Origin of the sequence: Alteromonas sp. AMM-1, assembly GCF_047290655.1 — a bacterium.
Taxonomy (GTDB): domain Bacteria; phylum Pseudomonadota; class Gammaproteobacteria; order Enterobacterales; family Alteromonadaceae; genus Alteromonas; species Alteromonas mangrovi.
This window is the reverse complement of record NZ_JBLBUE010000018.1, coordinates 34,845-51,163: the sequence shown is the minus strand read 5'-3', so window position 1 is coordinate 51,163 and position 16,319 is coordinate 34,845. Positions and strand designations below refer to the sequence as shown.

General features: G+C 48.5%; 10 protein-coding genes. 7 read left to right on the top strand and 3 right to left on the bottom strand.

The window, feature by feature from the left end; genetic code table 11:
• The 4 genes from rnhB to tilS all read left to right on the top strand — a co-directional run.
• The coding region (gene rnhB, locus ACLR2L_RS05920) for a ribonuclease HII (RefSeq protein WP_413366516.1) at window positions 1-571 on the top strand (571 nt) is incomplete at its 5' end.
• A gap of 18 nt (window positions 572-589) precedes the next feature.
• Window positions 590-4,054, top strand: a complete 3,465-nt coding sequence (gene dnaE / locus ACLR2L_RS05915; protein ID WP_413366514.1) for a DNA polymerase III subunit alpha — start codon at window positions 590-592, stop codon at window positions 4,052-4,054.
• 38 nt (window positions 4,055-4,092) lie between these two features.
• A complete protein-coding gene (gene accA / locus ACLR2L_RS05910) occupies window positions 4,093-5,049 on the top strand; it encodes an acetyl-CoA carboxylase carboxyl transferase subunit alpha (protein WP_413366512.1) in 957 nt (318 codons plus the stop codon).
• A gap of 50 nt (window positions 5,050-5,099) precedes the next feature.
• A complete protein-coding gene (gene tilS / locus ACLR2L_RS05905) occupies window positions 5,100-6,446 on the top strand; it encodes a tRNA lysidine(34) synthetase TilS (protein WP_413366510.1) in 1,347 nt (448 codons plus the stop codon).
• A gap of 65 nt (window positions 6,447-6,511) precedes the next feature.
• Here the strand turns inward: tilS and ACLR2L_RS05900 are convergent, their stop codons facing one another.
• Window positions 6,512-7,402, bottom strand: coding sequence for a GGDEF domain-containing protein (locus tag ACLR2L_RS05900; RefSeq protein WP_413366508.1), 891 nt, complete (start codon window positions 7,400-7,402; stop codon window positions 6,512-6,514).
• A gap of 210 nt (window positions 7,403-7,612) precedes the next feature.
• Between ACLR2L_RS05900 and ACLR2L_RS05895 the strand changes: the two genes are divergently transcribed.
• Window positions 7,613-9,553 carry a cation:proton antiporter gene (locus tag ACLR2L_RS05895; RefSeq protein ID WP_413366521.1) on the top strand — a complete coding sequence of 647 codons (1,941 nt, stop codon included), beginning with the start codon at window positions 7,613-7,615 and terminating at the stop codon, window positions 9,551-9,553.
• On the opposite strand, the gene ACLR2L_RS05890 is transcribed toward ACLR2L_RS05895, so the two are convergent.
• The gene (locus ACLR2L_RS05890; RefSeq protein WP_413366506.1) at window positions 9,550-9,786 is read right to left on the bottom strand and encodes a hypothetical protein; all 237 of its coding nucleotides are present in this window, start codon (window positions 9,784-9,786) and stop codon (window positions 9,550-9,552) included. The two genes, ACLR2L_RS05895 and ACLR2L_RS05890, sit on opposite strands and share 4 nt — an antisense overlap.
• A gap of 316 nt (window positions 9,787-10,102) precedes the next feature.
• On the opposite strand from ACLR2L_RS05890, the gene tadA reads away from it, so the two are divergent.
• Complete coding sequence (gene tadA, locus ACLR2L_RS05885) at window positions 10,103-10,594, top strand: tRNA adenosine(34) deaminase TadA (protein ID WP_140956196.1); 492 nt, start codon at window positions 10,103-10,105, stop codon at window positions 10,592-10,594.
• A 308-nt stretch (window positions 10,595-10,902) separates the two neighbouring features.
• Here tadA and ACLR2L_RS05880 read toward each other — a convergent pair whose 3' ends face one another.
• Entirely contained in the window at window positions 10,903-12,183 is a 1,281-nt protein-coding gene (locus ACLR2L_RS05880; protein WP_413366504.1) for a hypothetical protein, read from the bottom strand.
• A 205-nt stretch (window positions 12,184-12,388) separates the two neighbouring features.
• Here ACLR2L_RS05880 and purL point away from each other — a divergent pair, with 205 nt between their 5' ends.
• The gene (gene purL, locus ACLR2L_RS05875; protein ID WP_413366502.1) at window positions 12,389-16,279 is read left to right on the top strand and encodes a phosphoribosylformylglycinamidine synthase; all 3,891 of its coding nucleotides are present in this window, start codon (window positions 12,389-12,391) and stop codon (window positions 16,277-16,279) included.
• Window positions 16,280-16,319: the final 40 nt, after the last annotated feature.

Genomic DNA, 16,319 nt, shown 5'->3' with positions numbered 1-16,319 from the left:
TGGTGTAGATCTCGGTGGACGCCGTATCATTAAAAAAGATGTGGTGACTGCTGCGGTTATTCTTGATCCCAAGCACCCTATTGAAGGTCTGGCTGATTCAAAAAAGCTCAGTGAGAAGAAGCGCAATATGCTGGCCGAGCAGATTAAGCAGCATGCCCTGGCTTGGTCGATTGGACGTGCAACCCCGGAAGAAATCGACCGCCTGAATATTCTGCACGCTACCATGCTTGCCATGGTTAGAGCGGTAGAAGGGCTCATAATTACCCCTGAATTTGTGCGGGTCGACGGCAACCGGTTGCCAAAATGGCAATACGCTGGCGAAGCGGTGGTGAAAGGTGATAGCAAGCATGCAGAAATTTCAGCCGCATCGATAATAGCCAAAGTTGCCCGCGATGATGATATGATTGCACTGGACAAACTACACCCGGAATACGGTTTTGCTGCGCACAAAGGCTATCCAACCAAAGCGCATTTTGAAGCCATTGCCCAATACGGTGTATTATCTTGTTATCGCAAGAGTTTTAAACCCGTGCAAGCCGTGCTGGCCGGGTCAGATTCAGCCGCCAAGTAGTAAAGGTACACCACAACTATGTCAGTGAATTTTGTTCATTTACGCGTCCATTCTGATTTCTCGATGATGGACGGCCTGAATAAGGTGAAACCTATCCTGGATAAAGTTCAGGCGCTGGGTATGCCTGCCGTAGCGATCACCGATCAAATGAACATGTGTGGCCTGGTTAAGTTTTATTCTGAGTCACATTCCCGCGGTATTAAGCCCATTATTGGTTGTGATTTTTGGGTACAAAGCGAAGATTTTAACGAAGAGCCTTTCCGCTTGACCCTGTTGGCAATGAATAACGAAGGGTATAAAAACGTTACTCTGTTGATCTCTAAAGCCTATTTACGCGGACAGGTTGCGCAGCGCGCGGTTATCGACAAAGACTGGTTGGCCGAACACGCCGAGGGTGTGATTGTACTGTCGGGAGCAATGCGCGGTGATATTGGCTTGTGTCTGGCGAAAAACAATCCACGCATGCTGGAAGATAATCTGGCGTTCTATCAAACGCATTTTGCTGATCGCTTTTATCTTGAATTAATGCGAACGGGTCGCCGCGGTGAGGAAGATTATAATCACCGTGCGGTAGCATTGGCTGAATCTGTAGATTTGCCTGTAGTTGCCACTAACGAAGTGTGTTTTATTGATGAAGCTGGATTCGATGCCCACGAAATACGCGTAAGTATTCACGATGGTTTTACCCTTGACGATAAACGTCGTCCCAAGCTTTACAGCGAGCAGCAATATCTTCGCAGTGCCGATGAAATGGCAGAACTGTTCGAAGACATTCCTGAAGCCTTAGCCAATACGGTGGAAATCGCCAAGCGTTGTAACGTAACAGTGCGCTTGGGCGAGTACTTCCTGCCGCAGTTTCCTACCGGCGGCATGACCACTGAAGATTTTCTGGTAAAGGTATCAAAAGAAGGGCTGGAAGAGCGCCTTGAGTTTTTGTTCCCCGATGAAGAAGAGCGGTTAAAGCGCCGTCCTGAATACGATGAGCGTTTGGATATAGAGCTTGGGGTGATTAACCAGATGGGGTTCCCGGGTTACTTCCTTATCGTAATGGAATTTATTCAGTGGAGTAAGGACAACAATATTCCGGTAGGGCCAGGACGGGGCTCCGGTGCGGGTTCTTTAGTGGCATATGCGCTGAAAATTACCGATCTTGATCCACTTGAATTCGACCTGCTTTTCGAACGGTTCCTGAACCCTGAGCGGGTATCCATGCCCGACTTCGACGTTGACTTCTGTATGGATCGTCGCGATGAAGTAATCGACCATGTTGCTGAGTTATATGGACGTGACGCGGTGTCTCAAATTATCACCTTCGGCACCATGGCAGCGAAAGCGGTTGTGCGTGACGTGGGCCGTGTGCTCGGTCATCCCTATGGCTTCGTTGATCGCATATCTAAACTGATCCCGCCTGATCCGGGTATGACCCTGAAGAAAGCCTTTGAGGCCGAGCCACGTTTACCAGAGTTATATGATCAGGACGAGGATGTACGCGAGCTCATCGACATGGCGCGCATTCTGGAAGGCGTTACCCGTAACGCGGGAAAGCATGCCGGGGGCGTGGTAATTGCACCCACCAAAATCACCGACTTTGCACCTTTGTATTGCGATGATGAAGGTAAAAACCCGGTAACGCAGTTTGATAAAAACGACGTCGAAACTGCCGGGTTAGTTAAGTTTGACTTCTTGGGTCTGCGAACGCTAACGATTATTCAGTGGGCGCTCGATATGATTAAGGAAGGGCAGGGTAAACACGTCGATATCGCCGCCATTCCACTAGACGATAAAAAGAGTTTCCGTTCACTGCAAGCCGCAGAAACAACAGCGGTATTCCAGTTAGAATCGCGAGGGATGAAGGAGCTGATTAAGCGACTCAAACCTGACTGTTTTGAAGATATTATCGCATTGGTGGCATTGTTCCGCCCAGGGCCGTTGCAATCGGGCATGGTTGATAACTTTATAGACCGTAAGCACGGCCGTGAAGAGAGTTCCTACCCGGATGCAGAATATCAACACGAGTGTTTACAAGAAATCCTGGAGCCAACCTACGGCATTATCCTGTATCAGGAACAGGTAATGCAGATTGCTCAGGAAATGTCCGGATACAGTCTGGGTGGCGCTGACTTGTTGCGTCGTGCAATGGGTAAGAAGAAACCCGAAGAAATGGCCAAGCAGCGTTCAACCTTTCAGGATGGTGCAAAGAACAATAACATTGACCCTGACCTGGCAATGAAAATATTTGACCTGGTAGAAAAATTCGCTGGGTACGGATTCAACAAATCGCACTCTGCTGCATACGCCCTGGTGTCGTATCAGACTCTGTGGCTTAAAGTACATTACCCGGCTGAATTTATGGCCGCGGTAATGTCGGCAGATATGGATAACACCGACAAAATTGTTACGCTGGTGGATGAAGTAGGTCGAATGGGTCTTGAAATTCTGCCGCCTGACCTGAACAAAGGTCGCTATAAATTTACCGTAGATGCTGAAGGCCGTATTGTGTACGGTATTGGCGCTATTAAAGGCGTGGGTGAAGGCCCAATAGAAGCGATTATAGAAGCCCGTGAAACCCATGGCGCGTTTTCAGATTTATTTGATTTCTGCGCCAAAGTGGACTTAAAGCGAGTAAATAAGCGGGTACTGGAAAAGCTGGTACTCTCTGGTGCAATGGACAATCTCGGCCCACATCGCGCGGCCCTTATGGCAACGTTGCCTGAGGCCATTGCCGCCGCAGATCAACACGCAAAAGCGGAATCGTTTGGCCAGTCTGATATGTTTGGGCTGTTAACCACCGAGCCAGAACAAGTAGAACAGGCATTTGCTGATGTGCCGAAATGGCCGGAAAAAGTGTGGTTAGACGGGGAAAAAGAAACATTGGGCTTGTATTTAACCGGACACCCCATAAATCAATATGCAGAAGAGATTCGAAATTACATTGATGGGCGACTGGTCGATCTTAAACCTACCCCTAAAGATCAAATGAGCACCGCCGTTGGATTGGTGTTAGGTGTAAGGGTAATGACCAATAAAAAAGGGCGTCGCTGGGCAATTGTAACGCTCGATGACAAAAGTGCGCGTATGGATGTTCGATTCTTCCCGGATATGTATGAACAATTCGAATCCATACTGGAACCAGACCGCATTCTACTGATCAAAGGACAGGTCAGCTTTGATGATTTCTCGGGTGGCAATACAATCTCCGCCCGAGATGCAATGGACATTGTGCAGGCTCGCGAGAAAAACGCGCGGGCACTGGCATTGCAAGTTGATACGCAATGGTGTAAACCTGATAAGTTAGCGTCACTGCAATCAATTTTGCAAACTTATTCCGGCGGAAGTTGTCCGGTACAATTAGATATTTTACATCCAGATGTTGCAGTTTCCCTTAAGTGCGGTGCACACTGGTACATCACACCCGAAGATCAGTTGTTGCACGAGTTGAAACAGTGTTTGGGTGAACAGGCAGTGAAACTGACTTTTCATTAACACAGTGAATTTGCCCGGAAGTAAAGATAGGACAAGTAATGAGTATACAGTTTTTGGATTTTGAACAGCCAATCGCCGAACTAGAAGCAAAAATAGAAGAGCTAAGGCTGGTAAATCAAGGTGGTGAGTTTGATGTGGGGATCGAAGAAGAGATCACCCGCTTGCGCAATAAAAGCGCCGATCTGACCGGTAAGATATTTTCAAATTTAGGTGCCTGGCAGATTTCGCAGTTGGCTCGTCACCCCATGCGCCCTTACACGCAAGACTATATTAAGCACGCGTTTGAAGAGTTCGACGAATTGGCGGGCGACCGTGCATTTGCCGACGACAAAGCCATTGTTGGCGGATTGGCTAAGCTGGACGATCAGGCTGTGATGATCATTGGTCATCAAAAGGGCCGTGATGTACCAGAAAAAATCAAACGTAACTTTGGTATGCCTAAACCAGAGGGCTATCGCAAAGCACTGCGTTTAATGAAAATGGCTGAACGTTTTAATCTGCCTATTATTACGCTGATTGATACGCCCGGAGCCTATCCTGGTGTTGGCGCAGAAGAGCGCGGCCAGAGTGAAGCCATTGCCCGTAACCTCAAGGAAATGGCTGAACTGAAAGTGCCAATTATTTGTACGGTTATTGGAGAAGGCGGCTCGGGTGGCGCGTTGGCCATTGGTGTGGGCGACCGGGTTAACATGTTGCAATACAGCACCTACTCGGTCATTTCGCCAGAAGGTTGTGCGTCAATTCTTTGGAAGAGCGCCGATAAAGCACCGTTGGCAGCTGAAGCCATGGGTGTAAGTGCACAGCAAATTAAAGAACTCGGTTTGATCAATGCCATCGTAAATGAGCCGCTAGGTGGTGCACATCGCGATCACGCCAGTATGGCAGCCAATCTGAAAGCTACGCTTAAACAACAGCTTAGCCAGTTGCAGTCATTGCCGCTGGATAAACTGATGAGCGAGCGATATGATCGCATCATGTCCTTTGGCTATTGCTAAGTTATTATTGAGAATCAGTTAAAGGAGCCAACAGGCTCCTTTTTTATTGCATGACATCTTTACTATCAAGTCTTAAAAAGTCGTTAACCGAGCGGTTACGTGAACATACTCCCGACGCTTTGCTTATAGGGCTGAGTGGGGGTGTGGATTCCGTAGTATTGCTGCATGCGTTGGTGACTTTGCGCAATCAACATCTGTTGCAGTTGCCCCCTTTGGTTGCGATGCATGTGAATCACGGTATCAGCGCTAATGCGACTGAGTGGCAAACATTCTGCGAAACGTTGTGTACGTTGTGGGACGTAAGTTTTCAAAGTGCCTGTGTAGCGGTGGAAAAGGCGCCGCGAACCAGCCTGGAGGCAACAGCTCGCGAAAAGCGTTACCGAGCGTTATTTGCAATGGCTAAAGCATACCAGGCTGCCGTGCTCACAGCACATCACTGTGATGATCAGGCTGAAACCGTGTTGTTGCAATTAAAACGCGGCGCCGGTCCCAAGGGGCTTTCCGGCATGGCCGTCTGCAGTAAACAACAGGACGTACACATCTGGCGGCCGCTTCTGGCGGTGGCCAGAGTTGAGATAGAGCAATATGCACGAGATAACGGATTATCCTGGGTAACCGACGAGTCTAATGCCGATATTCGCTATGATCGCAATTTTTTACGCAATACCATTTTACCTGCGTTGCAGCAACGCTGGCCTGGGTTTAGTCAAACGTTGAGTCGCAGTGCTGCACTTTGCGCATCGCAACAGCAACTGTTGGAAGAAGTGTGCGATGAACGCTTGGCATCTTTAGTATCAACTGATGGCAGCCTGCAACTCAATGGATTAGCGTTGTATTCCAAGGGTTGGCAACAGGCTTTGATCCGCCGATGGATTGAAAAGCACAATGCACCGCTGCCCAGTGCAGCGCAGGTTGAGCAAATTATTAATATCCAGTATGCCAGCGCCGACCGTCAACCCGAGGTGATTTTGGGTACCTGCAGTGTGCGCCGGTTTCGGGAAAACTTACACTTAGTCAAATCCAGCAGTGCAACAGTTTCGGATGCACCTACAACACCTTCTTTGCTAAAACAAAACGAGGCGTTATTGATAGGCGGAATGCGGTTGTTGTTATCGGCCAGCGCTATGGAGCACTGCCAGTTACTGCATGTGAATCATCCTAATCACATTACTGTTGAATCAGCGGCATTGACCACCTCGGTAAAGCCGGTTGGTGAACGACATCACAAACCACTTAAACAATGGTGTAAGTTGTGGAATATGCCGCCCTGGCAGCGTACAGAGCTATTATTGATTCGCGATGACAGTGTACCGCTGGCCTTACTTATCCCCGCTGGCAGGCAAGTCATAATATTGAGTGAAGGGGAAGCGCAAACGCTTAGTTTGCGTATCGACTAACTATCAGAGGGCAATCCCTTAGGGCAATCCCTGAGGGCAATTCATTGCCGTTTTGGCCTGCGTTGTTATGCCGCCTGATAAGTATCTTTGCCGCCGTCTTTGGCTTCATAAAGCGCTCTATCGGCACGCTCGAATAGCATTTCCAGACTATCTCCTGCTTTAAATAACGAGCCCCCGATACTGGATGTCACGCCGTGGCTGGTGAGTAATGGATGGGAGTGCATGGCGCGTTGAATGCGCTGTGCAACCGTATTTAATTCCTGACTGCAGGATACATCCAGCAGGCAACAAAATTCGTCACCACCAAATCTGAATGCTTCTTCGTGTCCGCGAATACTGTCGATAAGAATATGCGCGGTTTCCTGTAATACCCGGTCTCCCTGCTGATGACCATAGCAGTCATTAACTTGCTTAAAGTTATCTAAATCAACCACTAGCAGGCCAAATATCTGGTTTGTCCGAATGTGTCGATTAATCAGACGCTGGGCCGCTTCGTTAAAACCATTACGGTTGCCTAAATTGGTTAATGGATCTTTGGTTGCCATTAACTTCAGACGACGAAACTCAAGCGCATGTCCAAGTGGACGGATAAAAATATGATGCAAATTCGCCAGGATACGACGCTGCGCTGGCGCAATCATCTCACTAAACTGATAGCGTATATAGGCAGTTGACTTACTCTCACCAAATTTTATGGTGGAAACCGGCAATGAGATTGTTTCAAGATTTTCCCGTGGGCGCAGGCCAAAGCGCATTGCATCACCGAATTCGCTTAAATCCAGACTTTCGACCGGTAGAAATGCTGCCAACTGTGTAAAATAGAGTGAACCCAGTGTAGATAATTCAATGGTTGATGTGAGCTGACTCAATACACTGTTGATTTGATCCGAGGATAATATTTCCCGCTCCGTAATGGGCGAAAATGCACTATCTGCACTAGTTTCAAACTGTATCATTGATATATCCACACAATGCCCCTTAACGCGTTGATGTATGGACTAATCAAAACGGAATGACAAAATTTTGTCGTGAAATCTGCCAAACTGTGCTTTGATTAATCTTATGGATAGTTCTGCAAAACACATGCCTAGTTTATTTTTGACGGGTTACCCGATTCGAAGGAGTAAAGAGTGGTAGATAACAGTTTTGTACAAATCGTCTTACTCATGCTTATTGCAGTGGTAAGTGTTGCCTTGTTCAAACGCATCCATCTGCCGCCGATTCTTGCCTATCTGTTTGCCGGCGTGATTGCCGGACCCAGCGGTATTTCGCTGTTTGCACATCCTGAAGAAATGCATCTTCTCGCCGAAGTGGGCATTGTATTCTTGTTGTTTTCACTGGGTCTGGAGTTTTCTTTGCCCAAACTCCTGGCTATGCGATCTTTGGTGTTTGGTGCCGGCCTGTTGCAAATGCTCACTACCACGGTATTGGGTTCATTGGTGGTCTTTCTGGTTACGGAAGTGTCTGTATCTGCAGCCATTGTTATGGGCGGGATGCTGGCTCTCAGTTCAACCGCAATCGTGATTAAACAGGTTACCGAAATGGGCATTTTAAATAATGTCCGAACGCAATTCGCTATTAGTATCCTGCTGTTTCAGGATATGGCGGTCGTGCCATTTCTTATCGTGATCCCCTTGTTATCGGGAGCGGATTCATCGAGTTTGGCCTGGGCGTTAAGTCTGGCGCTGGTTAAAGGCGTGGTAGTGGTTACCTTGCTAATGTCAGTAGGGAAGTGGTTACTGCCCTGGGTATTCCGGGAGGTGGCGCGTACCCGTACCGATGAATTGTTTGTGCTAACCACTATTTTGGTTGCGCTGCTTGCGGGTGGATTAACCTACGCGTTTGGCCTTTCTATGGCGTTAGGAGCCTTTCTGGCTGGCATGATGCTGGGTGAAAGCCAGTACAAATACCAGCTTGAAGCCGATATCCGGCCATTCCGCGACATATTAATGGGCCTGTTTTTCGCCACTGTTGGCATGCAACTGAAAATCAGTGTGCTGTTCGAATACTGGTATTGGATTATTCTTGGCGTGACGCTGCTGATGATAACCAAAGTGGCGTTGGTGCGCATCTCCGCAAGTTTATTTGCTATTTCTAAAGTGGATGCCTGGTCTGCGGGCGTTAAGCTTTGTCAGGTGGGGGAGTTTAGCTTTGTAATCGCCGCTCTGGCTAACTCTCACGGTGTCATTACCGCTACTCAGTCCTCCGTAATTGTGTGTATTGGCGTGATCAGTATGGCGTTAACCCCCTATCTGATTGAAAAGAGTCTTGGCATTGCACAATGGCTCTCACCGGATAAACGGGTATTACAGGCACAGGAACAGGGAGTATTTGAGCCTGAAGACATCAGTCATCACGTACTGATTTGCGGATTTGGTCGTGTCGGGCAGTCGGTAGCCAGAATGCTCGATATGGAAGATGTTGATTACAATGTAGTGGATGTTGACCCTATACGGGTTCACGAAAGTCGCAGTGCGGGTGAGCCGGTGATTTTTGGTGATGCTACGCAAAAAGACATTTTACTGAATGCAGGTGTGCTTACCGCAAAACTCGTACTCATCACTTTTTCAGAGGCGGAAAAGGCTAAGTTAGTTATTGATGCTGCAAGACAATGCCGCGACGATATTGATGTTATGGTGAGGACGTATCGCGATGCTGAGCTGGACGAACTGTATAAGGCCGGCGCCAGTCAGGTGGTACCGGAATTACAGGAAGGCAGCTTGATGCTGATTTCTCAGGTTATGCACTACGCCGGTATACCCATGTCTCGCATACTCAAGCGAGTGAGGGAAGAGCGCAAAGGACGATACGATCATTTACACGGATTCTATCCTGGCGAGACGACTGAAATTAGTTATGGTACAGCAGACAAACTGGAGTTTATGCATGCGGTGGTATTGGGCGCGAACGCTTTTGCAATAGGCAAAACGCTGGTCGAATTAGACAAACTGAATAACAAAGTGAAAATTAAGTCTGTACGCAGAGACGCGGTCGACTGGGATCCATCTGAGTGGAAAGGGGTTCTCGAATCGGGTGATGTTATTGTAGTGGCAGGTAAACCACGGCGCGTTGAACGCGCCGAGCGGTATCTGCTTGAAGGGGATTAGGCTACTTTATCCTGCTCCAGATCTTTAAATTGCTTTTTAAGATCGTAACTTGAGTCGGTAACGATTTTCTCCAACGTTGCAATACGGTCTTTTAATGCCAGAATGTCGTCCTCAAGTGCGCTAACCTTGCCGTTTTCTGCATGTCCTGCATGACGGTATCTTTGTTTGATCAAGGTGATAAATACACCGGCTACGATTGCCACTATGGCGACAGCTGCAGTAAAAAAGCTCATTTTCTTTCCCTTTTTATTAAACCAGTAAAGCGTTTCGCGATAGGTATACCAACGTCGATGTTTTATAATAGGGCATCTTTTTATCTTTGTATAAAAAATGTTCACTTCATGCTTGTCAGGCATGAATAAAACCGGCCCCAGTTGGTTAAACCTGTCGCGCAATTAATGTGTCGATTAATGCGATGACAAAGCTAGTAGAGCAATTTATTCGCCAAAACTACAAAAATCAATAAAATCAGTATAATATCGCGATATTTGGTAATCATCATTATCAACGTTTTAGCGGTATTGACGAACTAATAGGTATATTTTGCTAATGAGTGAGCAAATTAACCAAGATGAAATATGGATGCGTTATGCCCTCGGGCTGGCCCATAAAGCCGAACTGGCCGGTGAAGTACCGGTAGGTGCAGTGGTTGTTGCTAACGATACCGTAATAGGTGAAGGTTGGAACACGCCAATCAGTGATCACGACCCTACTGCCCATGCGGAACTGAAGGCCATTCGTATGGCAGCGACACGGCGCGAAAATTATCGGGTAATTGACGCTACCCTTTACGTCACGCTTGAGCCTTGCTCTATGTGTGCGGGTGCATTGGTACACAGCAGGATATCCCGCTTAGTATTTGGTGCCTATGACGATAAAACCGGTGCGGCAGGCAGTGTGATGCAATTGTGCAGACACGATGCACTCAACCATCAGCTTGAGGTTACGGGTGGCGTATTAGCCCAGGAGTGTGCAACAACAATCTCAGATTTTTTTAAGCGACGAAGAGCGGAAAAGAAGGCAGCGAAAAAACAGGATTAGTTGATTTTCGCTGGGAACAGCAATTCGAAAGTGGCAAATTGGCGGCGACGCTGATATATCTTTTGGCTGGTTTTGCGCGTTTGAAAACGTCGACGATGGTTAAGTTTCATAATATTTCCTTTAATAAATGCTGTTGCTTTTGTAACTTGATCACTATGACCGACTTGTTAATGCTACGAAAGTTATATGAAGGTGATGTGACAAAAAAACAAGTCAACTGACATTCAGTAAGTCACAATGTCATTCATATTGACTGTTTGGTCAAGAAAAATTGTAAAAGTTCCCAGTTAGTAAGGATTCAGACACGATTAATTTTGATTTTCCAGTAATTGTAGGGTATCCGAGAAGTGGTTTACCCATTCGACATAATGCACTGCCAAGGGCCCATTGGCATAACCGTGTCGTGTTGTTTGGTAAACGTTGGGAGCGTGCAGCAGCGCAACCTGCTGCTTAACGTTAGCCCATAAAAACGGATCGGCGCCTTGTTGCTGAGTCAGCCAGATCGCATCTGTGAGGTGGTCAAGTCCCAGTACATACGCTGCCACCATGATCATTTGCTTGTCTGGCAATTGCAATTTAGCGGGCAGTTTCCGGCTTAATTCTGCCAGATAGGTATCCAACGCCTGCACAAGTTGAGCCTGAGTATAGGGCCGGGTTAATGCCAGTGGAGTGGCCATTGCGGGTGGTAAAGTGAACGGTTCCAATACACCGGCACCCTCATTTCTATCTTTAGTGGTAAGCGTGTGATCAGCATAACTTATTGCCGCCAACAAATGCCATGGAAAGGTTTGCCCAGGATAGCTGAATGCGGTTTTTAAAGCGCTTATATGTGTTTGAGTGTCGGCAATAAACTGACGCGTAGGTAAGGGGCCAGACAGGTCGTTAAATGGGGCTGGTGTAGTCAGAGCAATCGCCAGTGAACCGTTCACACGGCTTCGGTGCGTAAAATCAAATAGCGCAGCGCGCAGCAAGGTTGCCTCACGCTTGATCAGCCACTGGTGCGGCAAGGTGTCGGAGGTGGGTAGTGTTATCATGTTGAGATGTGGCTGTGGCGTTAGTGGTTGCAACCATTTCACCGGTAATACCACGCAGGCTTCTTGCTGCTGCACCAGCTTGGGTAACATCGTTTCAACCGGGGTATCTCTCAGTATGTCGCTGGCCATCACACAAGGCTTAGACTGTTCAGATAGCATTAACCGGACTTGGTGCCTGTGCTGAAAAACCGGTCCGGTAGCAAATTTGTCGTTTAGTGTTTCGGGGGTGAAAAGCGGCGCGGCAATGTCTATTTCATCGTTTTGCAATGCCTGTTCGAGCTCGTCATGGTTATAAAAGTGGCGAATGAAAAGCGTGACCTCAAGATAATCAGCAAAACCTTTCGCAAGCGCAATATTTTCACCCTGGTAGCCGGTACGCCCAATATTGCCACCAACCGGACTGTTTATCACGCCAACGCTTAGCTGATTAGACGTTAGAATGTCGGGTACCGTGCGGGCGTTTGCGTTATGACAGAACACAACAGGCAAAATAGTACATAGGGTAAGGCTCAATCGAAGCCAGGTCTGGCGGAAAAATATCGAGTGCAATGTCATTGTTATCAGGCTTTCAGGCTGTTGTGTTATTAAGATTCGGCAATGCACTGCCAATCAGACAAAAAATATGCCATTGATTACGGCTTAGCGGTTATCAAGGCGAAGCTTTTCCACTATAATCCGCGCCACACGACTTCACAACCAGAACCCTGCTTTTTGCATACCGTTTAATCAGCGGGTGTTCTCACAATTTGGGTAGCTTAATATGTTGGTCCTACGTGGCGCACCTGCATTATCTGACTTTCGTACAGCAAAACTGATTCAACGATTAGCCAACGCTGGCGTTAAGGTAACTCACCTTTACAGCGAATTTGTGCATCTGGTATCTGCCAGTCAGGCTCTTAGTGATGCCGAGCAGGGAGTGCTGAATAAACTGTTAACCTATGGACCAACAGCCTCGCAGGAAAGTGCTAAAGGCGAGTTATTTTTCGTAACACCCCGTCCTGGTACCATTTCTCCCTGGTCTAGCAAAGCTACTGACATTGCCCGCAACTGTGGTTTGTCTGCCATAGAACGCATTGAGCGTGGATGCGCTTATTTCGTGGAAGTAGAAGGCGATGTGTCCTCCGGTACCCGCGCGATTATTGCGGCTGAACTTCACGATCGCATGACCGAAAGCGTATTTGGTTCACTGGAAGCGGCGAGTGTACTGTTTGATAAAGCCGAGCCCAAGGTATTTAATTCAGTCGATATCCTGGCCAATGGCCGTGAAGCATTGGCAACGGCAAACCAAACATTGGGACTGGCGCTGGCTGAAGACGAAATTGACTACCTCTACGAAAACTTTGTGAAGCTGGGCCGTAATCCCAACGACATCGAGCTTTACATGTTTGCTCAGGCGAACTCAGAGCACTGTCGACACAAAATTTTCAACGCCGACTGGACCATCGACGGTGAAGTACAGCCTAAGTCGCTGTTTAAAATGATTAAAAACACCTTTGAGGTGTGCCCCGAATACGTATTTTCGGCGTATAAAGACAACGCTGCGGTAATGCAGGGCTGGCAGGCTGGCCGATTCTTCCCCGAGCCGCAATCACACGAATACATGTACCACCATGAAGACATCGCTATTCTGATGAAGGTGGAAACCCACAACCATCCTACCGCTATTTCGCCATTCCCTGGTGCTGCTACAGGCTCTGGTGGTGAAATTCGCGATGAAGGTGCAACAGGACGCGGTTCTAAACCAAAAGCCGGATTGGTTGGTTTTACGGTATCAAACCTGAAGCTGCCCGATGCCGTTCGCCCATGGGAAAAAGAATATGGCAAACCGTCGCGTATCGTCAGTGCGCTGGATATCATGATTGACGGTCCTTTGGGCGGCGCCGCGTTTAACAACGAATTTGGTCGTCCGAACCTGCTGGGGTATTTCCGTACTTATGAACAGGAAGTGACGAGCTTTAACGGCACTGAAGTACGCGGCTACCACAAGCCTATTATGCTGGCGGGTGGTTTAGGTAATATCCGTATGGATCACGTTGAAAAAGGCGAAATCACGGTAGGCGCCAAGCTGATTGTACTGGGTGGCCCGGCGATGAATATCGGCCTTGGCGGTGGTGCAGCCTCCTCGATGGCGTCAGGTCAATCCAGCGAAGATTTGGATTTTGCCTCAGTGCAGCGCGACAACCCTGAGATGGAACGTCGTTGTCAGGAAGTCATTGACGCGTGCTGGCAGTTAGGCGACAACAACCCCATTCAGTTTATTCACGACGTGGGCGCGGGCGGTTTGTCTAATGCAATGCCTGAGCTTGTGAACGATGGCGGTCGTGGCGGTCGTTTTGAGCTGCGCAAAGTGCTGTCTGATGAACCGGGTATGTCGCCACTGGAAATCTGGTGTAATGAATCTCAGGAACGTTACGTACTGTCTGTTGCACCTGAAAACCTTGCCGTATTTGAAGCCATTTGTAAGCGTGAACGTGCGCCATTTGCTGTTATTGGTGAAGCCACTCAGGAACAACATCTGTTGTTGAATGACGCACATTTCGATAACCAGCCAATTGATTTGCCGCTGGATGTACTATTGGGCAAGCCGCCTAAAATGCATCGCGACGTGGCGTCTGCTACCCAGGCATCGCCTGAACTGGATCGCAGTGAAATTACCCTGGCTGATGCTGCGCAGCGCCTGTTGCGCTTGCCGACGATTGCTGAGAAGACCTTCCTGATCACCATTGGTGATCGCAGTGTTACCGGTTTAGTGAGCCGCGATCAGATGGTTGGTCCCTGGCAGGTTCCGGTTGCTGATGTTGCGGTCACTGCCTCTGCATTTGACACATACCACGGCGAAGCAATGGCAATGGGTGAGCGTACGCCGGTTGCTTTGCTTGATTTTGCTGCCTCTGCGCGATTAGCGGTGGGTGAGTCGATTACTAATATTGCCGCTGCTCACATTGGCGACATGAAGCGGATTAAATTGTCTGCAAACTGGATGGCAGCAGCAGGGCATCCAGGCGAAGATGCCGGTTTATATGAAGCAGTAAAAGCCGTGGGTGAAGAATTGTGTCCGGCTCTGGGGTTAACCATTCCGGTAGGCAAGGACTCTATGTCGATGAAGACCGCCTGGCAGGATGAGCAGGGTAATAACAAAGCAGTGACTTCGCCATTGTCTTTGCTCATTTCAGCGTTTGGAGCAGTAACTGATATCCGCCGCACGGTAACGCCTGAGCTGCGCACCGATAAAGGTGATACCCGATTGTTGCTAGTGGATTTAGGCGCGGGTCAAAACCGTTTGGGCGCCAGCTGTCTGGCTCAGGTTTATAATCAATTAGGCAAAACCCCGGTTGATTTGGATTCTCCGGCACTGCTGAGCAACTTCTTTAACGCTATTCAGGCACTGTTGGCTGACGGCAAATTGTTAGCCTACCACGACCGTTCAGACGGCGGTTTGTTTGTCACTGTGGCAGAAATGGCGTTCGCGGGCAAAACCGGTGTTACAGTTGCCCTTGATGATCTTGGCAGCGATGATCTGGCTGCGCTATACAGCGAAGAGTTGGGTGCGGTTATTCAGGTAAGCGAAAGTGCGCTGGAAGACGTATTGGCTGTATTTAAACAACACGATCTTGCATCTGTTACTCATGTCATTGGCGAGCTTAACCAGAACGACACAGTTACCTTCACACGTAATGGCAATGCTGTATTGTCTGATTCTCGCGTGGCTTATCGCACGATGTGGGCAGAGACTACCTTTGCCATGCAGACTCTGCGTGACAACCCAAGTTGTGCAGAACAAGAACACAACGCTAAGCAGGATGCGGCTGATCCGGGTTTGCATGCACAATTAAGTTACGACCTGAACCACGATGTTGCTGCGCCGTATATTGCTAAAGGCATTCGCCCACGCGTTGCGATTTTGCGTGAGCAGGGCGTTAACTCGCACCTTGAAATGGCGGCGGCGTTTAACCGTGCTGGTTTTACTGCTATTGATGTGCACATGAGTGACGTACTGAGTGACGCCGTTTCACTGGACAGCTTTAAAGGTCTGGCTGCGTGTGGGGGATTCTCTTACGGTGACGTACTGGGTGCGGGTGAAGGCTGGGCTAAGTCGATTCTGTTTAACGAGCTGGCCAGTGAGCAATTTGCTGCTTTCTTCGCTCGTAAGGATACCTTCAGCCTGGGCGTGTGTAACGGTTGTCAGATGCTGTCTAACCTGAAGTCACTGATCCCTGGCACCGAACACTGGCCGCATTTTGTAACTAATCAGTCTGAGCGTTTCGAGGCTCGGGTGGCGATGGTTGAAGTGATGGAGTCTAAGTCTGTACTGTTTGACGGCATGGCGGGTTCACGTATGCCAATTGCTGTTTCACACGGTGAAGGTAGGGCAGAGTTTGCCAGCGAAGGCGCTTTGCAAGCGGCTCAGTCGCATGTGGCGCTGCGCTTTGTTAACAACTACGGGGACGTGGCTACCCAGTATCCTGCGAACCCGAATGGATCGCCTATGGGGATCACCGGCTTAACCAGCACGGACGGTCGCGCAACCATCATGATGCCTCACCCGGAGCGGGTTTTCCGTGCTGTGGCCAATTCATGGCGTGCCGATGAGTGGAAAGAAGATTCACCGTGGATGCGTATTTTCCGGAATGCACGTGTGTTTGTAGAATAATTTCAAAAATATGACGGTAAGGTGTCAAATTTTTGTCCTG

What these genes read in the sequence shown, in the direction of transcription:
- dnaE (WP_413366514.1), top strand. Translation starts at nt 590, where the DNA reads ATGTCAGTGAATTTTGTTCATTTACGCGTCCATTCTGATTTCTCGATG.
- accA (WP_413366512.1), top strand. Translation starts at nt 4,093, where the DNA reads ATGAGTATACAGTTTTTGGATTTTGAACAGCCAATCGCCGAACTAGAA.
- ACLR2L_RS05900 (WP_413366508.1), bottom strand. Translation starts at nt 7,402, where the DNA reads ATGATACAGTTTGAAACTAGTGCAGATAGTGCATTTTCGCCCATTACG.
- tadA (WP_140956196.1), top strand. Translation starts at nt 10,103, where the DNA reads ATGAGTGAGCAAATTAACCAAGATGAAATATGGATGCGTTATGCCCTC.
- purL (WP_413366502.1), top strand. Translation starts at nt 12,389, where the DNA reads ATGTTGGTCCTACGTGGCGCACCTGCATTATCTGACTTTCGTACAGCA.
- tilS (WP_413366510.1), top strand. Translation starts at nt 5,100, where the DNA reads ATGACATCTTTACTATCAAGTCTTAAAAAGTCGTTAACCGAGCGGTTA.
- ACLR2L_RS05880 (WP_413366504.1), bottom strand. Translation starts at nt 12,183, where the DNA reads ATGACATTGCACTCGATATTTTTCCGCCAGACCTGGCTTCGATTGAGC.
- ACLR2L_RS05890 (WP_413366506.1), bottom strand. Translation starts at nt 9,786, where the DNA reads ATGAGCTTTTTTACTGCAGCTGTCGCCATAGTGGCAATCGTAGCCGGT.
- ACLR2L_RS05895 (WP_413366521.1), top strand. Translation starts at nt 7,613, where the DNA reads ATGCTTATTGCAGTGGTAAGTGTTGCCTTGTTCAAACGCATCCATCTG.